This window comes from Mesorhizobium vachelliae (assembly GCF_033977325.1).
Classification (GTDB): domain Bacteria; phylum Pseudomonadota; class Alphaproteobacteria; order Rhizobiales; family Rhizobiaceae; genus Mesorhizobium; species Mesorhizobium vachelliae.
This window is the reverse complement of sequence record NZ_JAVIIR010000014.1, coordinates 135,673-149,756: the sequence shown is the minus strand read 5'-3', so window position 1 is coordinate 149,756 and position 14,084 is coordinate 135,673. Positions and strand designations below refer to the sequence as shown.

The window sequence follows — 14,084 nt, the reverse complement described above, 5'->3', positions numbered from 1 at the left end:
GGAGGCGTTTGTCACGGGGGTGACGACGAGGAAGTATCGTCCAACCCGTTCGCGATTGGCCGAAGCCTCCCGAACTTCGTCATCCTAGGGTGGAGCAGTCGCGAAGCGACGTGGCGGAAACCCTAGGATCCATTCCGTGACGCCAGGCGAAGAGCGCAGCGGAGCAGAATTCTGCACCGTAGCAACGCGCGAAAGTCGCGGCATGGATCCTCGGGTCTGCGCTGCGTCGCTGCGCTCCTTGCTCCGCCCGTGGATGACGAAGCGATGGGCGTTTCCGCCAGACTCGCCGGTGCTACTCCGGCGAAGTCCCCGCAACATTCTGATCATAATCCACTAGCGATCCGGTCATGACGCCGGCCTGCGGGCTCAGCATGTAGGTGATCAGCCGTGCCAGTTGGGCCGGCTTGACGAGTTGGCCCATCGGCAGGCCGGCCTCGGCCTTTGCCAGCCAGTCGTCCGACGCGCCGTGCCATTTCTTCTGCACGACGTTCTCGCCTTCGGTGTCCATCCAGCCGGGCAGCACGGCGTTGCAGCGGATACGGTTGAAGCGATAGGCGTTGGCGACATTCTTGGTCAGCGTCGCCAGCGCGCCCTTGCTGGAGGAATAAGGCGCCAGGAAGGACTGGCCGCAATGCGCCGCCATCGACAGGACATTGACGATCGAGCCCGGCGCTTTCGTTTCCAGGAGATGCGCCACCACGCCCTGCATCAGGAAGAACGGGCCGCGCACATTGGTCTGAAAGATCTGGTCGAAGGTCTCCTCGGATGTTTCGACCAGCGAACCGCGCGCCGAGGTGGCGGCGGCGTTGACCAGCGCGTTGATGGTGCCGAAATGCGAGATTGCCGTGGCCACGGCGCGCTTGCAGTCAGCGACCTTGGCGACGTCGGCGCTGATGAAGATCGTATCGACGCCGAGCTTCCTGAAATGGGCAACGGCCTTGTCGCCCTTCTCCTGCGAGCGGCCGATCAGCGCCAGTGCCTTGCAGCCCTCGTCGGCCAAGACCTCGGCGACGGCAAAGCCGATGCCTTGCGCGCCGCCGGTGACGATGGCGCGAGTCTTCTTATTGCGATCGGCTGATGTGCTCATCGCTCAGCTCCTGGGTCGAGTTCCAGTTCTTACTTGTCGAGGCGGACGGTCTTGCCTGACGCCGCATCCGCGAGCTGCCCAGCGGCCTCAAGACTGCCGCGGATGAAGTCCATGCTGCTGCCGATCGCTTCGGCTGGGTTTGCCAGCCGATGGACCTCTGTTGAGAACGGCTCATACGAGAACGCGCCGGCATAGCCGTTGTCCAGCAAAGCTCGTATCTGGTCGACATTGCCCAGCCGGTCCCCGTCGTCGACGAGTATCCGATGCCCGTCCTGCATCTGCTCGGTGCGCAACCCCTGATCGACGACGCCAGAGATGTGGACAATGCCGGTATATGCCGGGAAGACGTCGCGCTCATCCGCGAGGTGATGGTGGAAGGTATCGTGCACGAGTTTGTAATGCGCCTCCCCTCCAACAGCCTCGATCGCAGCAATGGCGTCTGCCTTGTGGCGCAGCGACGAAGTAACGAAGCCGAGCGGTTCGATCAGCGCGACAAGACCGGCGCTTGCCAGCATCGGCAGTATTTCACCGAGCGAGCGTCGCAGCGCCTCATCGCGCTCGCCCGCCGCATATTGCGGCGCATCGTTGCGCGGGATGAGGCTGATCGACTCGGCGCCAGCTTGCGCGGCCTGGTCGATCAGCATCTGCACTTTTGCGCGCATTCCATCGGACCATGCGTTGAAGCCGTAAGCTTCCGACAATCCGAGAAGCCGAAGCCCTTTCGATCGCGCGTAGCCGCCTATGACGGTCGGCGCTTCACCGTCGAAAAATGCGGCGGTGGACAGTTTCTTCTCGGCCAGGTCATTGCGAAGTTCGACACCGATACAGCCAAGAGAGGCGGCGAGATCGAGGAACGCCCGGCAGTCAAGTCTGGGCGTCGCCATGTGGTTCAGCGAGAACTTCAGTTGCGCGGTCATCGTATTTCTCAGCCGATATCCTAGAGCGGTTCAGCGTTTCACGGAACCGCCGAACCGTTCTAACTCTTTGTTTTCACGCAATTCCGGACGGAAAACCGTTACACACTTTTCCTGGAATTGCTCTAGATCGACACTGTCTTGCCCGTCTTGGCCGATTTCAGCGCGGCGTCGGCCAGCTTCAGCGCAACGAGCCCGTCCTTGCCGCTCGGCGCCGCCTTCTTGCCCGCGGTTGCCGCGGCGATGAAAGACGCGATCTCGTTGGCGTAGGCGTCGATGTAGCGGGTCATGAAGAAGTCGTGCAGCGGCGGGCGGGTGTAGCCCTTGTCGTTGGCGAGCTCGATCGACACTGGACGCTGGTTCTCGGCCGCGACCATGCCCTTGGAGCCATGCACCTCGATGCGCTGGTCGTAGCCATAGGTGGCGCGACGCGAGTTGGAGATGACGGCCTGCTTGCCGGAGGCGGTTTCGAGGATGACGCTGACCGAGTCGAAATCGCCTGCGTCGCCGATCTTCTTGTCGACCAGCACAGAGGCATGGGCGCTCACCGCAACCGGCTCTTCGCCGAGCAGGAAGCGCGCCATGTCGAAGTCGTGGATGGTCATGTCGCGAAAAATGCCGCCCGAGCGGGCGATATAGTCGAGCGGCGGGGCGCCGGGATCGCGCGACGTAATGGTGATCATCTCGACCGTGCCGATGGCGCCGTCGTCGATCGCCTTGCGCACGGCGGCGAAATGCGGGTCGAAGCGGCGGTTGAAGCCGACCATCAGCGTGGCTCCGGTCTTCTCGACCACGGCCAGGCATTTCTCGACCCGCTCGACGGAGAGATCGATCGGCTTCTCGCAGAAGATCGCCTTGCCGGCCTTGGCGAAACGCTCGATCAGGTCGGCATGGGTGTCGGTCGGCGTGCAGATGATGACGGCGTCGATGTCCTTGGCCTTCTCGATGGCGTCGATGGTGCGGACTTCGGCGCCATAAGCGGAGGCCAGCTCCGTCGCCGCTTTCTCGAAGGCATCGGCCACGGCCACCAGCTTGGCCTGCGGGTTGGAGGCGACGGCGCGGGCATGCACCTTGCCGATGCGGCCGGCGCCGAGAAGAGCGAAGCGGAGTGTCATGGAATGTCCTTTGAGGGCGGTTCTGAAAGATGTCCGCGCCTTCTGGCGCGGACGATTGGTGGGTCCCGTCGTGGCGCCTCGTCAGGCGGCCTGAAGCTCCGCCTGTCCGGTCTTGGCGCCGGTGATGTAGGCGACGATGTCGTTGCCGTCGGTATCCTGCTTGCGCAGATTCGCGACGATACGGCCGCGGCGGAAGACGACGATGCGGTCAACCAGGTCGAACACCTGGCGCATGTTGTGGCTGACCAGGATCAGCGGCTCGCCGTTTTCCTTCAGCGTGCGGATGATGTTTTCGACCTGCGCCGTCTCCTGCACGCCGAGCGCCGCCGTCGGCTCGTCCATGATGATCAGCTTGGAGGCGAAGGTCGCGGTCCTGGCGATCGCCACGCACTGGCGCTGGCCGCCCGACATGTGGCGGATGGTGCTGGAGAGGTTGGGGATCTTCACCGCCGTGCGGACAAGCGCCGCTTCGGTGGCCTTGCGCATCGCCTTACGGTCCAGGATGGAGAAGGGACCGAGGTTGAACAGCACCTTCTCGCGGCCGAGGAAGAGGTTGGACGGCACGTCGAGGTCGTCGGCCAGAGCAAGGTTCTGGAACACGGTCTCGATGCCTGCCTCGCGCGCCTCGATCGGGCCGGCGAAGTTCACTTCCTTGCCGTCGAACCAGATCTTGCCGTCGGTACGCTGCTCGACACCGGTGATCTGGCGCACGAAGGTCGACTTGCCGGCGCCGTTGTCGCCCATGATGGCGACATGCTCGCCCTTGCGCAGCTCGAAGTTGGCCTCCTGCAGCGCATGCACGCCGCCATAGTGCTTGGTGAGGTTCTCGGTCTTCAGAACGATGTCGGACATGGTCAAGCTCCTATCGCGCGGCGGCGCTGGCGCCATTGATCGAGAACGACCGCGCCGACGATGATCACGCCCTTGACCATCTCCTGGTAGTAGGCGTCGAGGCGCAGGAAGGTGAAGCCGGAGATGATGACGCCGAAGATCAACGAGCCGATCACGGTGCCGATGATAGACCCGCGACCGCCCGAGAGCGAGACGCCGCCGATGACCGCCATGGCGATGGCGTCGAGCTCATACATCACGCCCATGCCGGACTGCGCGGTGAGGTTCTTGGAGCAGAGCACCACCGCTGCAAGCGAGGCGAGGATGCCGGCGATGACGTAGACCAGCACCTTGTGGTTGGCGATCTTGATACCGGACATGCGTGCGGCGTCCTCGTTGGAGCCGATGGCGTAGCAGTGCTTGCCGTATTTCGTGTAGGTCAGGATGAGCTGGAACAGGATCGCCAGCGAAATGAAGATGACGACGGGCATCAGCCCCTTGCCGATCGCGGCGAAGCTGTCGGTCGGAAACGAGATCGGCTCGCCCTTGGACCACCATTTGGCGATGCCGCGCGCGGTGACCATCATGCCGAGCGTGGCGATGAAGGGCGGGATGCGGGTGTAGGCGATCAACATGCCGTTGACCAGGCCGGCGATCAGGCCGCAACCTATGGCGACGAGCAAAGGCACGATAACCGGCAGATCGATCCAGCCATAGGTAAGGAACATGGCCTTGGGGTTGGGGTTGCCATTGACCGTCGCCACCTGGGCGAAACTCATGGCGATCATGGCGGTGGCGCCGACGACCGAGCCTGAAGACAGGTCGATGCCGCCGCTGATGATGACCTGGGTGACGCCGATGGCGATGATGCCGACGATCGATACCTGCAGGATGATGATCTGCAGGCGCTGCTCGTTGAAGATCGCGTTGACGTTCGGGCGGGTATTGAACAGGAAACTGTCGCCGAGGAAGACCCGGCCAATCAATTCGAACAGGCCGACCAGGATGACGAGCGCCAGGAACACGTTGAATTCGGCCGGCCATGGGCGCTTCTTGGCGTCATAACTCAATCCGCCAATGCCATGCGATGTCTGTGACACGTCTTCTTCCTCCGTCGGGGCGCGCTTGTCCTGCCTCCCGAGCGGGCGGGAGGAAGGGCGGAGCGGCGCAGTTGTTCCTATTGGATGCGCCGCCCCGTATCGGGTCGCCTCAGTTCTTCTTCAAGAACTTGTCGATGTTCGCCGGCGTGACGAGCTGGAACGGGATATAGACCTTGTGTTCCACCTTCTCGCCCTTGGCGAGCTTCAGCGCCGCATCGAGCGCACCGGCGCCCTGGCCGGCCGCGTCCTGGAACACCGTCACCTTGAGGTCGCCTGCCTGCATGGCGGCCAGCGCGTCCTGGGTGGCGTCGACACCGCCGACGATCATGGTCTTCATGTCGATGTTGGCGGCCTTCATCGCCTGGATGGCGCCGATGGCGCTTTCGTCGTTGTTGGCGATGACGCCATCGAACTGCTTGGCGGCCGACAGCCAGTTGGTCATCAGGTTCTGCGCCTGGTCGCGCTGCCAGTTCGAGGTCTGCTTGTCGATGATCTTGATGAAGCTGCAATCCGGCGTGGCGATCACTTCATCGATGTCCTTGGTACGCTGCACCGCGGCCTGGTTGGAAAGCTCGCCCATGATCACATAGACATTGGCTTCCTTCTTGCCGGCTTCCTTGAACAGGCGGCAGACTTCCTTGGTCTCGAGCGTGCCGGACTCGGCTTCGTTCGAAGCGACGAAGGCCTGATTGTCCGGCAATGTGTCGACATTGACCGGCTGGCGGTTGACATAGACCAGCGGGATCTTGGCCGCGGCGGCCGCGTCCGACATCGCCTGGGTGGCCGAGGTGTCGACCGGGTTGACGATGATGGCGTCGACGCCCGAAGCGGCGAAGTTCTTGATCTGGTCGAGCTGCTTGGCCACGTCGTTCTGCGCGTCCTCGACCTGAAGCTCGACGCCGCTCATGCCCTTGGCCTGGGCGATCATGCCGTTGCGCAGCACGGTCAGGAAGTTGTCGTCGAAACGCGCCATCGAAACACCGATCTTGGCGGCGAAGGCGGATGAACACATCAGCGCCGAAAGCGCGACGCCCAAAAGAAGTTTCTTCATTTTATTCTCCTCCACTTGGTGTCCGGCTGCACCCATTTGAACCGGAATCCCCGGTTTGCCCGGGGAATCTCTCCCTGCGGCCATGCGGCGTCGCCAATTCGGCTGGAACGCCTCTTCCTCCGTTCGAACAGACGCTCCGGAACGAAAGGACCAAAAGGCCTAGTTCGTGAAATATTTATTCCATTTCGTTTCGGAAACGTCAAGGGCGATTCCGACCGGGGCGGCCGGTTTTTCGATCACTATCGGCGCTACAAAGACCGCGATGGTCGATCGCGTGGGCCAGAATCGCGGCAAACCGCCTTGAAAGAATCCATCAGGCTGATGGATTCTTTCAAGGCGGTCCCGTTGCTCCGGGGTCTAGATGTTTTCCGGCAGATAGATGTCGAAGGGCAGGAAGGTCTGCCCCGGCGCATTGGCGGCGCCGCTTTCGATGGCGTGGGCCATCAGCCCGACGAGCTCCCGGCAGAGCGCGGCGAGCGGCGTCGAGATCACCATGGTGAGGATGTTGTCGGCAAGTGCGGCGCGCGAGACGGCGTTGATTTCGTTGCAGATGACGACCGGCATCTCGGTCGGCTTGGTCGTCCTCAGCGCCGAGACCGCGCCTTCCATGCCGCCGCCGGCAACGTAGCAGCCGGCAAGATCGGGATGGCGCGCCAGGAGGTCGATCATGGCGTCGTGCGTCACGTCATTGGCCTCGAGGTTGACCAGCGTCTCCATCACGGTGAAGTCCGGCGCATGCTCGCGGAAGAAAGAGCGGAAGCCGATCTCGCGCAGCTCATGGCCGTGGAAGCGGTGACTGCCTACGAAGAGCGCGACCTTGCCCGGCTTCCTGGCGGCCTTGGCGATCATCCAGGCCGCGCTGCGCCCGACCTTGCGGTTGTCGAGACCGACATAGCCCTCGCGGATGCCGGCGGCAAAATCCGACAACAGCGAGAAGACCGGCTGCCCCCTCGCCTTCAGCGCCTCGACCACCGCCGTGAGGTTGGGATGGTCCGGGCCGACAACGGCGATGGCCCTGGATTTTGCCGCCAGGCTGCGCATCTGGGCGGCGATCTCGTCAGGCGCCAGCGAAGCGGCGAAGTCGACCGTCGCAACGCCGCGGAAGCGCTGCGACTGGGCGACTGCCAGCTCGAGCTCCTTGGCGAAATCGCTGTAGAAGACATCATTGCCCCTGAGCAGCAGGAAGCCGAGCCGGTATTCCGGCAATTCCTGGCGCATGCGCTGCTTGATCAGCCCGGCCGCGTGATAACCGATCTCGGTGGCGGCGTCGTAGACCCGGCGCGCCGTCTCCTCGCGCACCGGCAGGCGGCTGTTCAGCACCCGGTCGACGGTGGCGACGCTTACGCCCGAGACGCGCGCGAGATCGGTGATGGTCGGCCGCTTTGCCATGAATGCTTCCTCGCTTGCCCGACTCCGGATATCCGATTCAAGATATCTCATTCTGATAGGAAATGATAGAAACTATCTTTGTGATGTTGAGACTATCAGACCTTGCGGCTATGCTGAAGCCGAAAGTCAGCGATGCGCGAGCCCTGCATGGTCGAGGCGGTTCGCCAAGCGCTGGCGGAGGAACCCCAATGACGGCAATAACGTCTTCGGCGGCGTCGCCGCGCGACTACAGCCTGACCGGGCGAGACGCCAGGCTCGCGGTGGAGAACGGCCTGGCCGCGGCCGAGTGGTATCACACCGAAATCCCGCGCAAGCAGATGAAGGAGCTGATGCAGCGCTCGGACCAGCCGGCGATCCGCGACACCATCATCTGGCTGGCGGCTTTCGTCGTCAGCGCCGCGGGCGGTATCTGGTTCTGGGGCAGCTGGTGGTGCGTGCCGTTCTTCTTCGTCTACGGCACCCTCTACGGCTCTTCGACCGATTCCCGCTGGCACGAATGCGGCCACGGCACGGCTTTCCGCACGCAGTGGATGAACGACGCCGTCTACCAGCTCGCCTGCTTCATGATCATGCGCAACCCGGTGACCTGGCGCTGGAGCCACACGCGCCACCACACCGACACGATCATCGTCGGCCGCGACCCGGAGATCGCCGTCATGCGGCCGCCGGACCTGCTGCGCGTGGTGCTGAACTTCTTCGGCATCCTCGACGCCTGGCACGCGATGGCCGACATGGTGCGCAATGCCGCCGGCGTCATCAGCGCCGCTGAAAAGACCTTCATTCCCGAGCAAGAGCAGCCGAAGGCGATCCGCGTGGCCCGCATCTGGCTCGCGATCTATCTCGCGACCATCGCCTTGGCCCTCTACCTGCATTCCTGGCTGCCGCTGATGCTGGTCGGCCTGCCCCGCCTCTATGGCGCCTGGCATCACGTCATGACCGGCCTGCTGCAGCATGGCGGGCTTGCCGACAATGTCGTCGACCATCGGCTCAACAGCCGCACCGTCTACATGAATCCGATCAGCCGGTTCATCTACTGGAACATGAACTACCATGTGGAGCATCACATGTTCCCGATGGTGCCTTATCACGCGCTGCCGAAGCTGCATGAGATGATCAAGCACGATTTGCCGGCGCCGACGCCGTCGATCCTGGCCGGCTATCGCGAGATGATCCCGGCCTTCCTGCGCCAGCTGCGCAACGAGGATTATTTCCTCAAGCGCGCGCTACCGCCGACGGCGAAGCCCTACCGGGAAGAACTGCACAACGACAATCCGGTGGCGGCCGCGGCCGAGTGAGCCGCCGAAGAGCTTAACCAATCGATTTTTGCGGAGGACAAGATGAGCGACTGGGTCGAGGCCTGCGCGGCCGGAGACATCGACGAAGAGGACGTGATGCGGTTCGACCATGGCGGCCGTACCTTCGCCGTCTACCGCAGCCCGGACGACGAATATTTCGCGACCGACGGCCTGTGCACGCATGAAAAGGTGCATCTGGCCGACGGGCTGGTGATGGATGACATCATCGAATGCCCCAAGCACAATGGCCGCTTCAACTACAAGACCGGCGACGCGCGCGGCGCGCCGGTCTGCGTCAACCTCAAGACTTATCCGGTCAAGGTCGATGCCGGAAAAGTCCTGATCCAGATCGGGTGAGATAATGGCGGGGATGGTGATCATCGGGGCAGGCGAATGCGGCGGACGCGCGGCGCTCGCTCTGCGCGATCTCGGCTACGAAGGGCCGGTGACGCTGGTCGGCGACGAGCCGCACCTGCCTTACGAACGGCCGCCGCTGTCCAAGGAAGCGATGACCGGAGAGGCTCCCGCCATCAAGGCGATCGCCACCGACGAGCTCTTCGCCGAACGCTCGATCAATCACGTCCATTCCGTCCGGGCCGTCGCGATCGACCGTGCAGCCCATACCGTGCAGCTGTCGGACGGATCCTCCCTGCCATATGAAAAGCTTTTGCTGGCCACCGGCTCCGTGCCGCGCAAGCTGCCGATGCCGGGGCTCGGGGGCCTCTGCGTTTATCTCAGGACCTTCAACGACGCTTTGGCCATCCGCGCCCATCTCAACCCGGAAAACCGCGTCGCCATCATCGGCGGCGGCTTCATCGGCCTGGAGCTTGCCGCCTCGGCGCGCAAGCTCGGCGCCACGGTCACCGTCATCGAAGCGCAGCCGCGCATCCTGATGCGCGGCGTGCCGGCCGAGATCGCCGAAATCATCCACAAGGCGCATGAGGTTGAGGGTGTTTCGATCCGCACCGGTCAGGGGATCGCCGCGATCGCCGATCACGGCAAGGAAGTCGGCATCACGCTGGCCGACGGTCAGAGGATCCTCGCCGATCTCGCGGTGATCGGCATCGGCGCCGTGCCGGTGACGGCGCTAGCCGCCGAGGCGGGCCTTGCCATCGACAATGGCATTGCCGTGGACGAGCATTTGCGCACGACAGACCCGGATATCTTCGCCGCCGGCGATTGCTGCTCGTTCCCGCTCGCGGTCTATGGCGGCCGGCGCGTGCGTCTCGAGGCCTGGCGCAACGCGCAGGAACAGGGCGCGCTTGCCGCCAAGAACATGCTGGACGCCGATGAGGCGCATGCCGCCGTGCCGTGGTTCTGGTCGGATCAGTATGGCCTCACGCTTCAGATCGCCGGGCTGTCGGACGAAGGCAAAAGCATCGTGCGGCGCGACCTCGACGACGGCGCCTTCATCCTGTTCCATCTGGCCGACGATGGCAGGCTGGTTGCAGCCAGCGGCATCGGCCCCGGCAACGCGGTGGCGCGCGATATCCGCCTGGCGGAAATGCTGATCGCCAGGCGAGCGGCGCCGGCGCCGGAGGCGCTCGGCTCGCAAGCGGTCAAGCTGAAGTCGCTGCTGGCGGCGTGAGTTTGCCTTTTTTGTGGAGCAGGGGAATCGCATGTGATGCTCTCTCGGTCTCGGCTACGCTGGGGGCGCGGCTTGGGTTGATCGTCGCCGAGCGGCATTGCCTGGGCCTGCTCTATTCGGGGCTGCAATCGGCGGGCGCCGTGGCGGCGGCGACCGGGCTGACGCCGGCGGCGGTGACGGCCTTGACCGACCGGCTGGAGGCGCGCGGCTACGTCACCCGGACCCGCAGCCTGGAGGACCGGCGCAAGGTGGTGATCGAGGCGACCAAACAGACCAGGGAGCTGTCGGAGCGCTATTACGGCACGATCGCGCGGGAGGGCGAGAAGGTGGTGGCGAGCTTCAGCGATACCGAGCTTGAGACTGTGCTCCGCTTCGTCAACGCCGCTCTCGACCTGCAGAGCGAGCAGCTGGCCAGGATCAAGGCCGAGCCCGACAAAACGAGTTGATCGGCAAAAAGGTCAAAGCGGCCCAGCCGCACGCCGGCAGCTGAACCGCCCTGAAGCGTCGGTTGGGCGAAAACCGACCTCAGATCGTCGCCGGGTCCAGCACCGGCTGACCCTTGAACCGCCCCACGATGCCGGCGAGATCGCCATCGGCGAAAGCATCGCGCAGCGCATCGAAGGACGGCAGCACGAAATAGGCGCGCTGGAACTTGTCGATCTCATAGCCGGTGCGCATCACCGTCTCGAGCTTGAACGGCACATGGTGGGCGTCCTGGCTCTCGACCGCGAATTGCAGCTCGGTGAAGGACGACATCAGCCCGGCGCCGAAGGCTTTCACCGGCTGGCCGGCCTCCTGGATGAGGCCGTATTCGGCGCTGTACCAGTAAAGCCTCGTGATCATCTCGTCGCCGCCAAGCGCGATCATGTCCTCGGCCTTCTCGCCATACATCTGCATGAAATCGGCGAACACCGGCTGGGTCAGGATCGGCACATGGCCGAAGAAATCATGGAACATGTCCGGCTCGACGATGTAGTCGAGCTCCTTTTTCGTCCGCAGCCAGTTGGTCACGGGGAAGCGCCGGTTGGCGAGATGGTCGAAGAACGGGCCGGCCGGGATCAGGCCCGGCACCGCGACGATTTCCCAGCCAGTCAGCCTGGCGAGCTTTTCGCTGATCTCGTCGAAATCGGGAATCCTGTCGAGCAGGCCGAGCGCGGCGACGCCATCCAGATAGGAATGGTGCGCAAGCTTCCGGGTCAGCTTCGTCTGGCGGTCGCACAGCGTACGCCACACCGCCTGTTCCTCGGCGGAATAGTCGTAGCCCTGCGCCACGGTGAAATCGCTGCGGCACACCGAATAGTCGCCGCGAAGGCCCTGCGCCGCGCATTCGGCGGCGTAATCGGCAACACTGATCGTCATCATATCCTCCTCAAGATCGTGATCCGCGGATCGTGAGGGTAAGTTTAGGGACGGTCGCTGAGGCAAATCAGCCTTGTTCGTAGCTCGCTCGTGGATTTTGAGGTAAAAGCACTCAGATCAACGTGAGATCGAGAAGACATGCCTCAGTTCGATGATTTCGAGATAAGGATGCTCGACATTCTGCAGCGCGATGGCCGCAAGCCCGTCTCGGAGCTGGCGCAGGAGATCGGCCTGTCGACCACCCCTTGCGCGCGGCGCTTCGAGGCCTTGCAGGAAACCGGCATCATCAAGGGCTTTGCCGCGGTGCTCAGCCGCCGCGCCGTGGGGCTCACCGTCGAGGTGTTCATCCAGGTGCGGCTGGTCAGCCACAGCGACGGCTCGCCCGAAAGCTTCATCGCCGCCGTGCAGCGCATGGACGAGGTCTCGTCCTGCTGGACGATGACCGGCGACCACGATTTCCTGCTGCATGTCATGGTGCCGTCGGTCGACGATCTCAACGCCTTCGTCATGCACCGATTGATGCGGCTGCCCGGCGTGCGCGACGTCCACACCCAGCTGGTGCTGCAGAACATCAAGGGCCCAGGCCACGTGCCGCTCAGTCATCTGCGGCGCTAAAGCAATTCCAGGAAAGGTGTGAAGCGGTTTTCCGTCCGGAATTGCTTCAAAACAAACTTCTCCCGAAAAGCTGCGTGGAAACTGCTGAACCGCGCCAAGGCGGCTTCGGCATCGGCGGCTAGCACAGGCGGACCAACTGGAGGTCCGCCATGAACATCGTGCTGATCAATCCACCGCACACGGCCATCGGCAGCCGCGTGCCCGACGATCATCTGCCGCCGCTCGGCCTCCTGGCGATCGGCGGACCGCTGATCGATTCTGGACATCGGGTGCGCCTGGTCGATGCCGAATTCGGGCCGATGCCGCTCACAATGCTTGTCGATGAGGCCTTGGGAGATGATCCGGATTTCGTGCTGATCGGCCATTCCGGCTCGACCTCGGCGCATCCGACGGCCTTGCGTATCGCCGAAATGATCAAGGCCCGCGCGCCGGGTGTCATCGTCATCTATGGCGGCGTCTTTCCGACCTATCATTGGCGCGACATCCTCGCCGCGGCCGACGCCTTCGACTTCATCGTGCGCGGCGAGGGCGAGGCGACCGCGACGGCGCTGGTCGAGGCGATCGAGATGCGCCAGCCGGTGGCGAGCGTCGCCGGCATCGCCTATCGCGACGATTGCGGCCGTCCGGTCGCGACGCAGCCGGCCATGACCATCGCTGATCTCGATGCTTATCGTGTCGGCTGGGAGCTGATCGATCATCGCCGCTACTCTTATTGGGGCGGCAAGCAGGCGGTGGTCATGCAGTTCTCGCGCGGCTGCCCGCATCTGTGCAACTATTGCGGCCAGCGCGGCTTCTGGACCCGCTGGCGCTACCGCGACCCGGTCAAATTCGCCAAGGAGATCGCTTGGCTCCATCGCGAGCACGGCGTCGAGCTGATCAACCTGGCAGACGAGAACCCGACCTCCTCGAAGAAGGCCTGGCGCGCCTTCCTCGACGCCATGATCGCCGAGAACGTGCCGGTGCTGATCGTCGGCTCGACCCGCGCCGACGACATCGTGCGCGATGCCGATATCCTGCATCTCTATCGCAAGGCCGGAATCATTCGCTGGCTGCTCGGCATGGAAAACACCGACGAGGAGACGCTGTCGCTGATCCGCAAGGGCGGCAGCGTCAAGTCCGACCGCGAGGCGATCCAGCTGCTGCGCCGGCACGGCATATTGTCGATGGCGACCTGGGTCGCCGGCTTCGAGGACGAGACCTTGCGCGATCTCTGGCACGGCTTCCGCCAGCTCATCGCCTACGATCCCGACCAGATCCAGGCGCTCTATGTCACGCCGCATCGCTGGACGCCGTTCTTCCGCATCGCGCGCGACCGCAAGGTAATCCAGAAGGACGTCCGTCTCTGGGATTACAAGCACCAGGTGCTGCACATGACCCGGCTGAAGCCTTGGATGCTGTTCTTCGCGGTCAAGCTGATCGAAGTTGCCGTGCAGTCGCGCCCGAAGGCGCTGGCGCGCATCCTGTTCCACCCCGACCCGGAGCAGCGCCATTCGATGCGCTGGTACACCAAGATGGGCCGTCGCGTCTGGTTCCGCGAGGTCTGGGGGTTTCTGGCTCGCGACGGCCGCGTCACGAATGGCCCGACGCTCGCCGAATTCTGGGGCGCGCCGCAGGACGCCGAGGAGGAATCGATGGTCGTCCGGCGTCCGGCCCGAAAGGTGCCTGTCATAGGAGATCAGCCCGTGCGGAGCGAAGAAGATTAGCCGGCTGATCATGGCAGCTCACCGTTTGCGAAAACGG

14 protein-coding genes are annotated in these 14,084 nt (G+C 63.7%); 6 read left to right on the top strand and 8 right to left on the bottom strand.

Features of this window, described 5'->3' with window-relative positions:
• Positions 1–292: 292 nt before the first annotated feature.
• The 7 genes from RFM41_RS26115 to RFM41_RS26085 form a co-directional block, all read right to left on the bottom strand.
• Positions 293–1,087 carry an SDR family oxidoreductase gene (locus tag RFM41_RS26115; RefSeq protein ID WP_320252078.1) on the bottom strand — a complete coding sequence of 265 codons (795 nt, stop codon included), beginning with the start codon at positions 1,085–1,087 and terminating at the stop codon, positions 293–295.
• A 29-nt stretch (positions 1,088–1,116) separates the two neighbouring features.
• Positions 1,117–2,004 carry a TIM barrel protein gene (locus RFM41_RS26110; RefSeq protein WP_320252080.1) on the bottom strand — a complete coding sequence of 296 codons (888 nt, stop codon included), beginning with the start codon at positions 2,002–2,004 and terminating at the stop codon, positions 1,117–1,119.
• Between the two features lie 122 nt (positions 2,005–2,126).
• Complete coding sequence (gene iolG / locus RFM41_RS26105; protein WP_320252082.1) at positions 2,127–3,116, bottom strand: inositol 2-dehydrogenase; 990 nt, start codon at positions 3,114–3,116, stop codon at positions 2,127–2,129.
• Between the two features lie 81 nt (positions 3,117–3,197).
• Positions 3,198–3,968, bottom strand: a complete 771-nt coding sequence (locus tag RFM41_RS26100) for an ATP-binding cassette domain-containing protein (protein ID WP_095768022.1) — start codon at positions 3,966–3,968, stop codon at positions 3,198–3,200.
• Positions 3,969–3,970: 2 nt separating this feature from the next.
• Entirely contained in the window at positions 3,971–5,047 is a 1,077-nt protein-coding gene (locus RFM41_RS26095; protein ID WP_320252085.1) for an ABC transporter permease, read from the bottom strand.
• Between the two features lie 109 nt (positions 5,048–5,156).
• Complete coding sequence (locus RFM41_RS26090) at positions 5,157–6,098, bottom strand: sugar ABC transporter substrate-binding protein (protein ID WP_320252086.1); 942 nt, start codon at positions 6,096–6,098, stop codon at positions 5,157–5,159.
• A 357-nt stretch (positions 6,099–6,455) separates the two neighbouring features.
• Positions 6,456–7,487: a LacI family DNA-binding transcriptional regulator gene (locus tag RFM41_RS26085; RefSeq protein WP_320252087.1), complete on the bottom strand. Its 1,032-nt coding sequence runs from the start codon at positions 7,485–7,487 to the stop codon at positions 6,456–6,458.
• A 188-nt stretch (positions 7,488–7,675) separates the two neighbouring features.
• Between RFM41_RS26085 and RFM41_RS26080 the strand changes: the two genes are divergently transcribed.
• The 4 genes from RFM41_RS26080 to RFM41_RS26065 all read left to right on the top strand — a co-directional run bounded on the left by RFM41_RS26080 (position 7,676) and on the right by RFM41_RS26065 (position 10,816).
• Positions 7,676–8,782: a fatty acid desaturase family protein gene (locus tag RFM41_RS26080; RefSeq protein ID WP_320252088.1), complete on the top strand. Its 1,107-nt coding sequence runs from the start codon at positions 7,676–7,678 to the stop codon at positions 8,780–8,782.
• A gap of 42 nt (positions 8,783–8,824) precedes the next feature.
• Entirely contained in the window at positions 8,825–9,139 is a 315-nt protein-coding gene (locus RFM41_RS26075) for a Rieske (2Fe-2S) protein (protein WP_320252090.1), read from the top strand.
• Between the two features lie 13 nt (positions 9,140–9,152).
• Positions 9,153–10,370 carry an NAD(P)/FAD-dependent oxidoreductase gene (locus RFM41_RS26070; RefSeq protein WP_320252300.1) on the top strand — a complete coding sequence of 406 codons (1,218 nt, stop codon included), beginning with the start codon at positions 9,153–9,155 and terminating at the stop codon, positions 10,368–10,370.
• Between the two features lie 77 nt (positions 10,371–10,447).
• The gene (locus RFM41_RS26065) at positions 10,448–10,816 is read left to right on the top strand and encodes a MarR family winged helix-turn-helix transcriptional regulator (RefSeq protein WP_320252092.1); all 369 of its coding nucleotides are present in this window, start codon (positions 10,448–10,450) and stop codon (positions 10,814–10,816) included.
• A 79-nt stretch (positions 10,817–10,895) separates the two neighbouring features.
• Here the strand turns inward: RFM41_RS26065 and phhA are convergent, their stop codons facing one another.
• Complete coding sequence (gene phhA / locus RFM41_RS26060; protein WP_320252094.1) at positions 10,896–11,732, bottom strand: phenylalanine 4-monooxygenase; 837 nt, start codon at positions 11,730–11,732, stop codon at positions 10,896–10,898.
• A gap of 135 nt (positions 11,733–11,867) precedes the next feature.
• Between phhA and RFM41_RS26055 the strand changes: the two genes are divergently transcribed.
• Together RFM41_RS26055 and bchE are read left to right on the top strand one after the other, a co-directional pair.
• On the top strand, positions 11,868–12,344 hold the full coding sequence (locus tag RFM41_RS26055) for an Lrp/AsnC family transcriptional regulator (RefSeq protein ID WP_127883232.1): 477 nt from the start codon (positions 11,868–11,870) through the stop codon (positions 12,342–12,344).
• Positions 12,345–12,493: 149 nt separating this feature from the next.
• Positions 12,494–14,047, top strand: coding sequence for a magnesium-protoporphyrin IX monomethyl ester anaerobic oxidative cyclase (bchE, locus tag RFM41_RS26050; RefSeq protein ID WP_320252098.1), 1,554 nt, complete (start codon positions 12,494–12,496; stop codon positions 14,045–14,047).
• Positions 14,048–14,084: the final 37 nt, after the last annotated feature.

Bases quoted from the DNA above. Each gene is read 5' to 3' on its own strand.
- RFM41_RS26115 (WP_320252078.1), bottom strand. From the start codon at position 1,087: ATGAGCACATCAGCCGATCGCAATAAGAAGACTCGCGCCATCGTCACC.
- RFM41_RS26110 (WP_320252080.1), bottom strand. From the start codon at position 2,004: ATGACCGCGCAACTGAAGTTCTCGCTGAACCACATGGCGACGCCCAGA.
- iolG (WP_320252082.1), bottom strand. From the start codon at position 3,116: ATGACACTCCGCTTCGCTCTTCTCGGCGCCGGCCGCATCGGCAAGGTG.
- RFM41_RS26100 (WP_095768022.1), bottom strand. From the start codon at position 3,968: ATGTCCGACATCGTTCTGAAGACCGAGAACCTCACCAAGCACTATGGC.
- RFM41_RS26090 (WP_320252086.1), bottom strand. From the start codon at position 6,098: ATGAAGAAACTTCTTTTGGGCGTCGCGCTTTCGGCGCTGATGTGTTCA.
- RFM41_RS26085 (WP_320252087.1), bottom strand. From the start codon at position 7,487: ATGGCAAAGCGGCCGACCATCACCGATCTCGCGCGCGTCTCGGGCGTA.
- RFM41_RS26080 (WP_320252088.1), top strand. From the start codon at position 7,676: ATGACGGCAATAACGTCTTCGGCGGCGTCGCCGCGCGACTACAGCCTG.
- RFM41_RS26075 (WP_320252090.1), top strand. From the start codon at position 8,825: ATGAGCGACTGGGTCGAGGCCTGCGCGGCCGGAGACATCGACGAAGAG.
- RFM41_RS26070 (WP_320252300.1), top strand. From the start codon at position 9,153: ATGGTGATCATCGGGGCAGGCGAATGCGGCGGACGCGCGGCGCTCGCT.
- phhA (WP_320252094.1), bottom strand. From the start codon at position 11,732: ATGATGACGATCAGTGTTGCCGATTACGCCGCCGAATGCGCGGCGCAG.
- RFM41_RS26055 (WP_127883232.1), top strand. From the start codon at position 11,868: ATGCCTCAGTTCGATGATTTCGAGATAAGGATGCTCGACATTCTGCAG.
- bchE (WP_320252098.1), top strand. From the start codon at position 12,494: ATGAACATCGTGCTGATCAATCCACCGCACACGGCCATCGGCAGCCGC.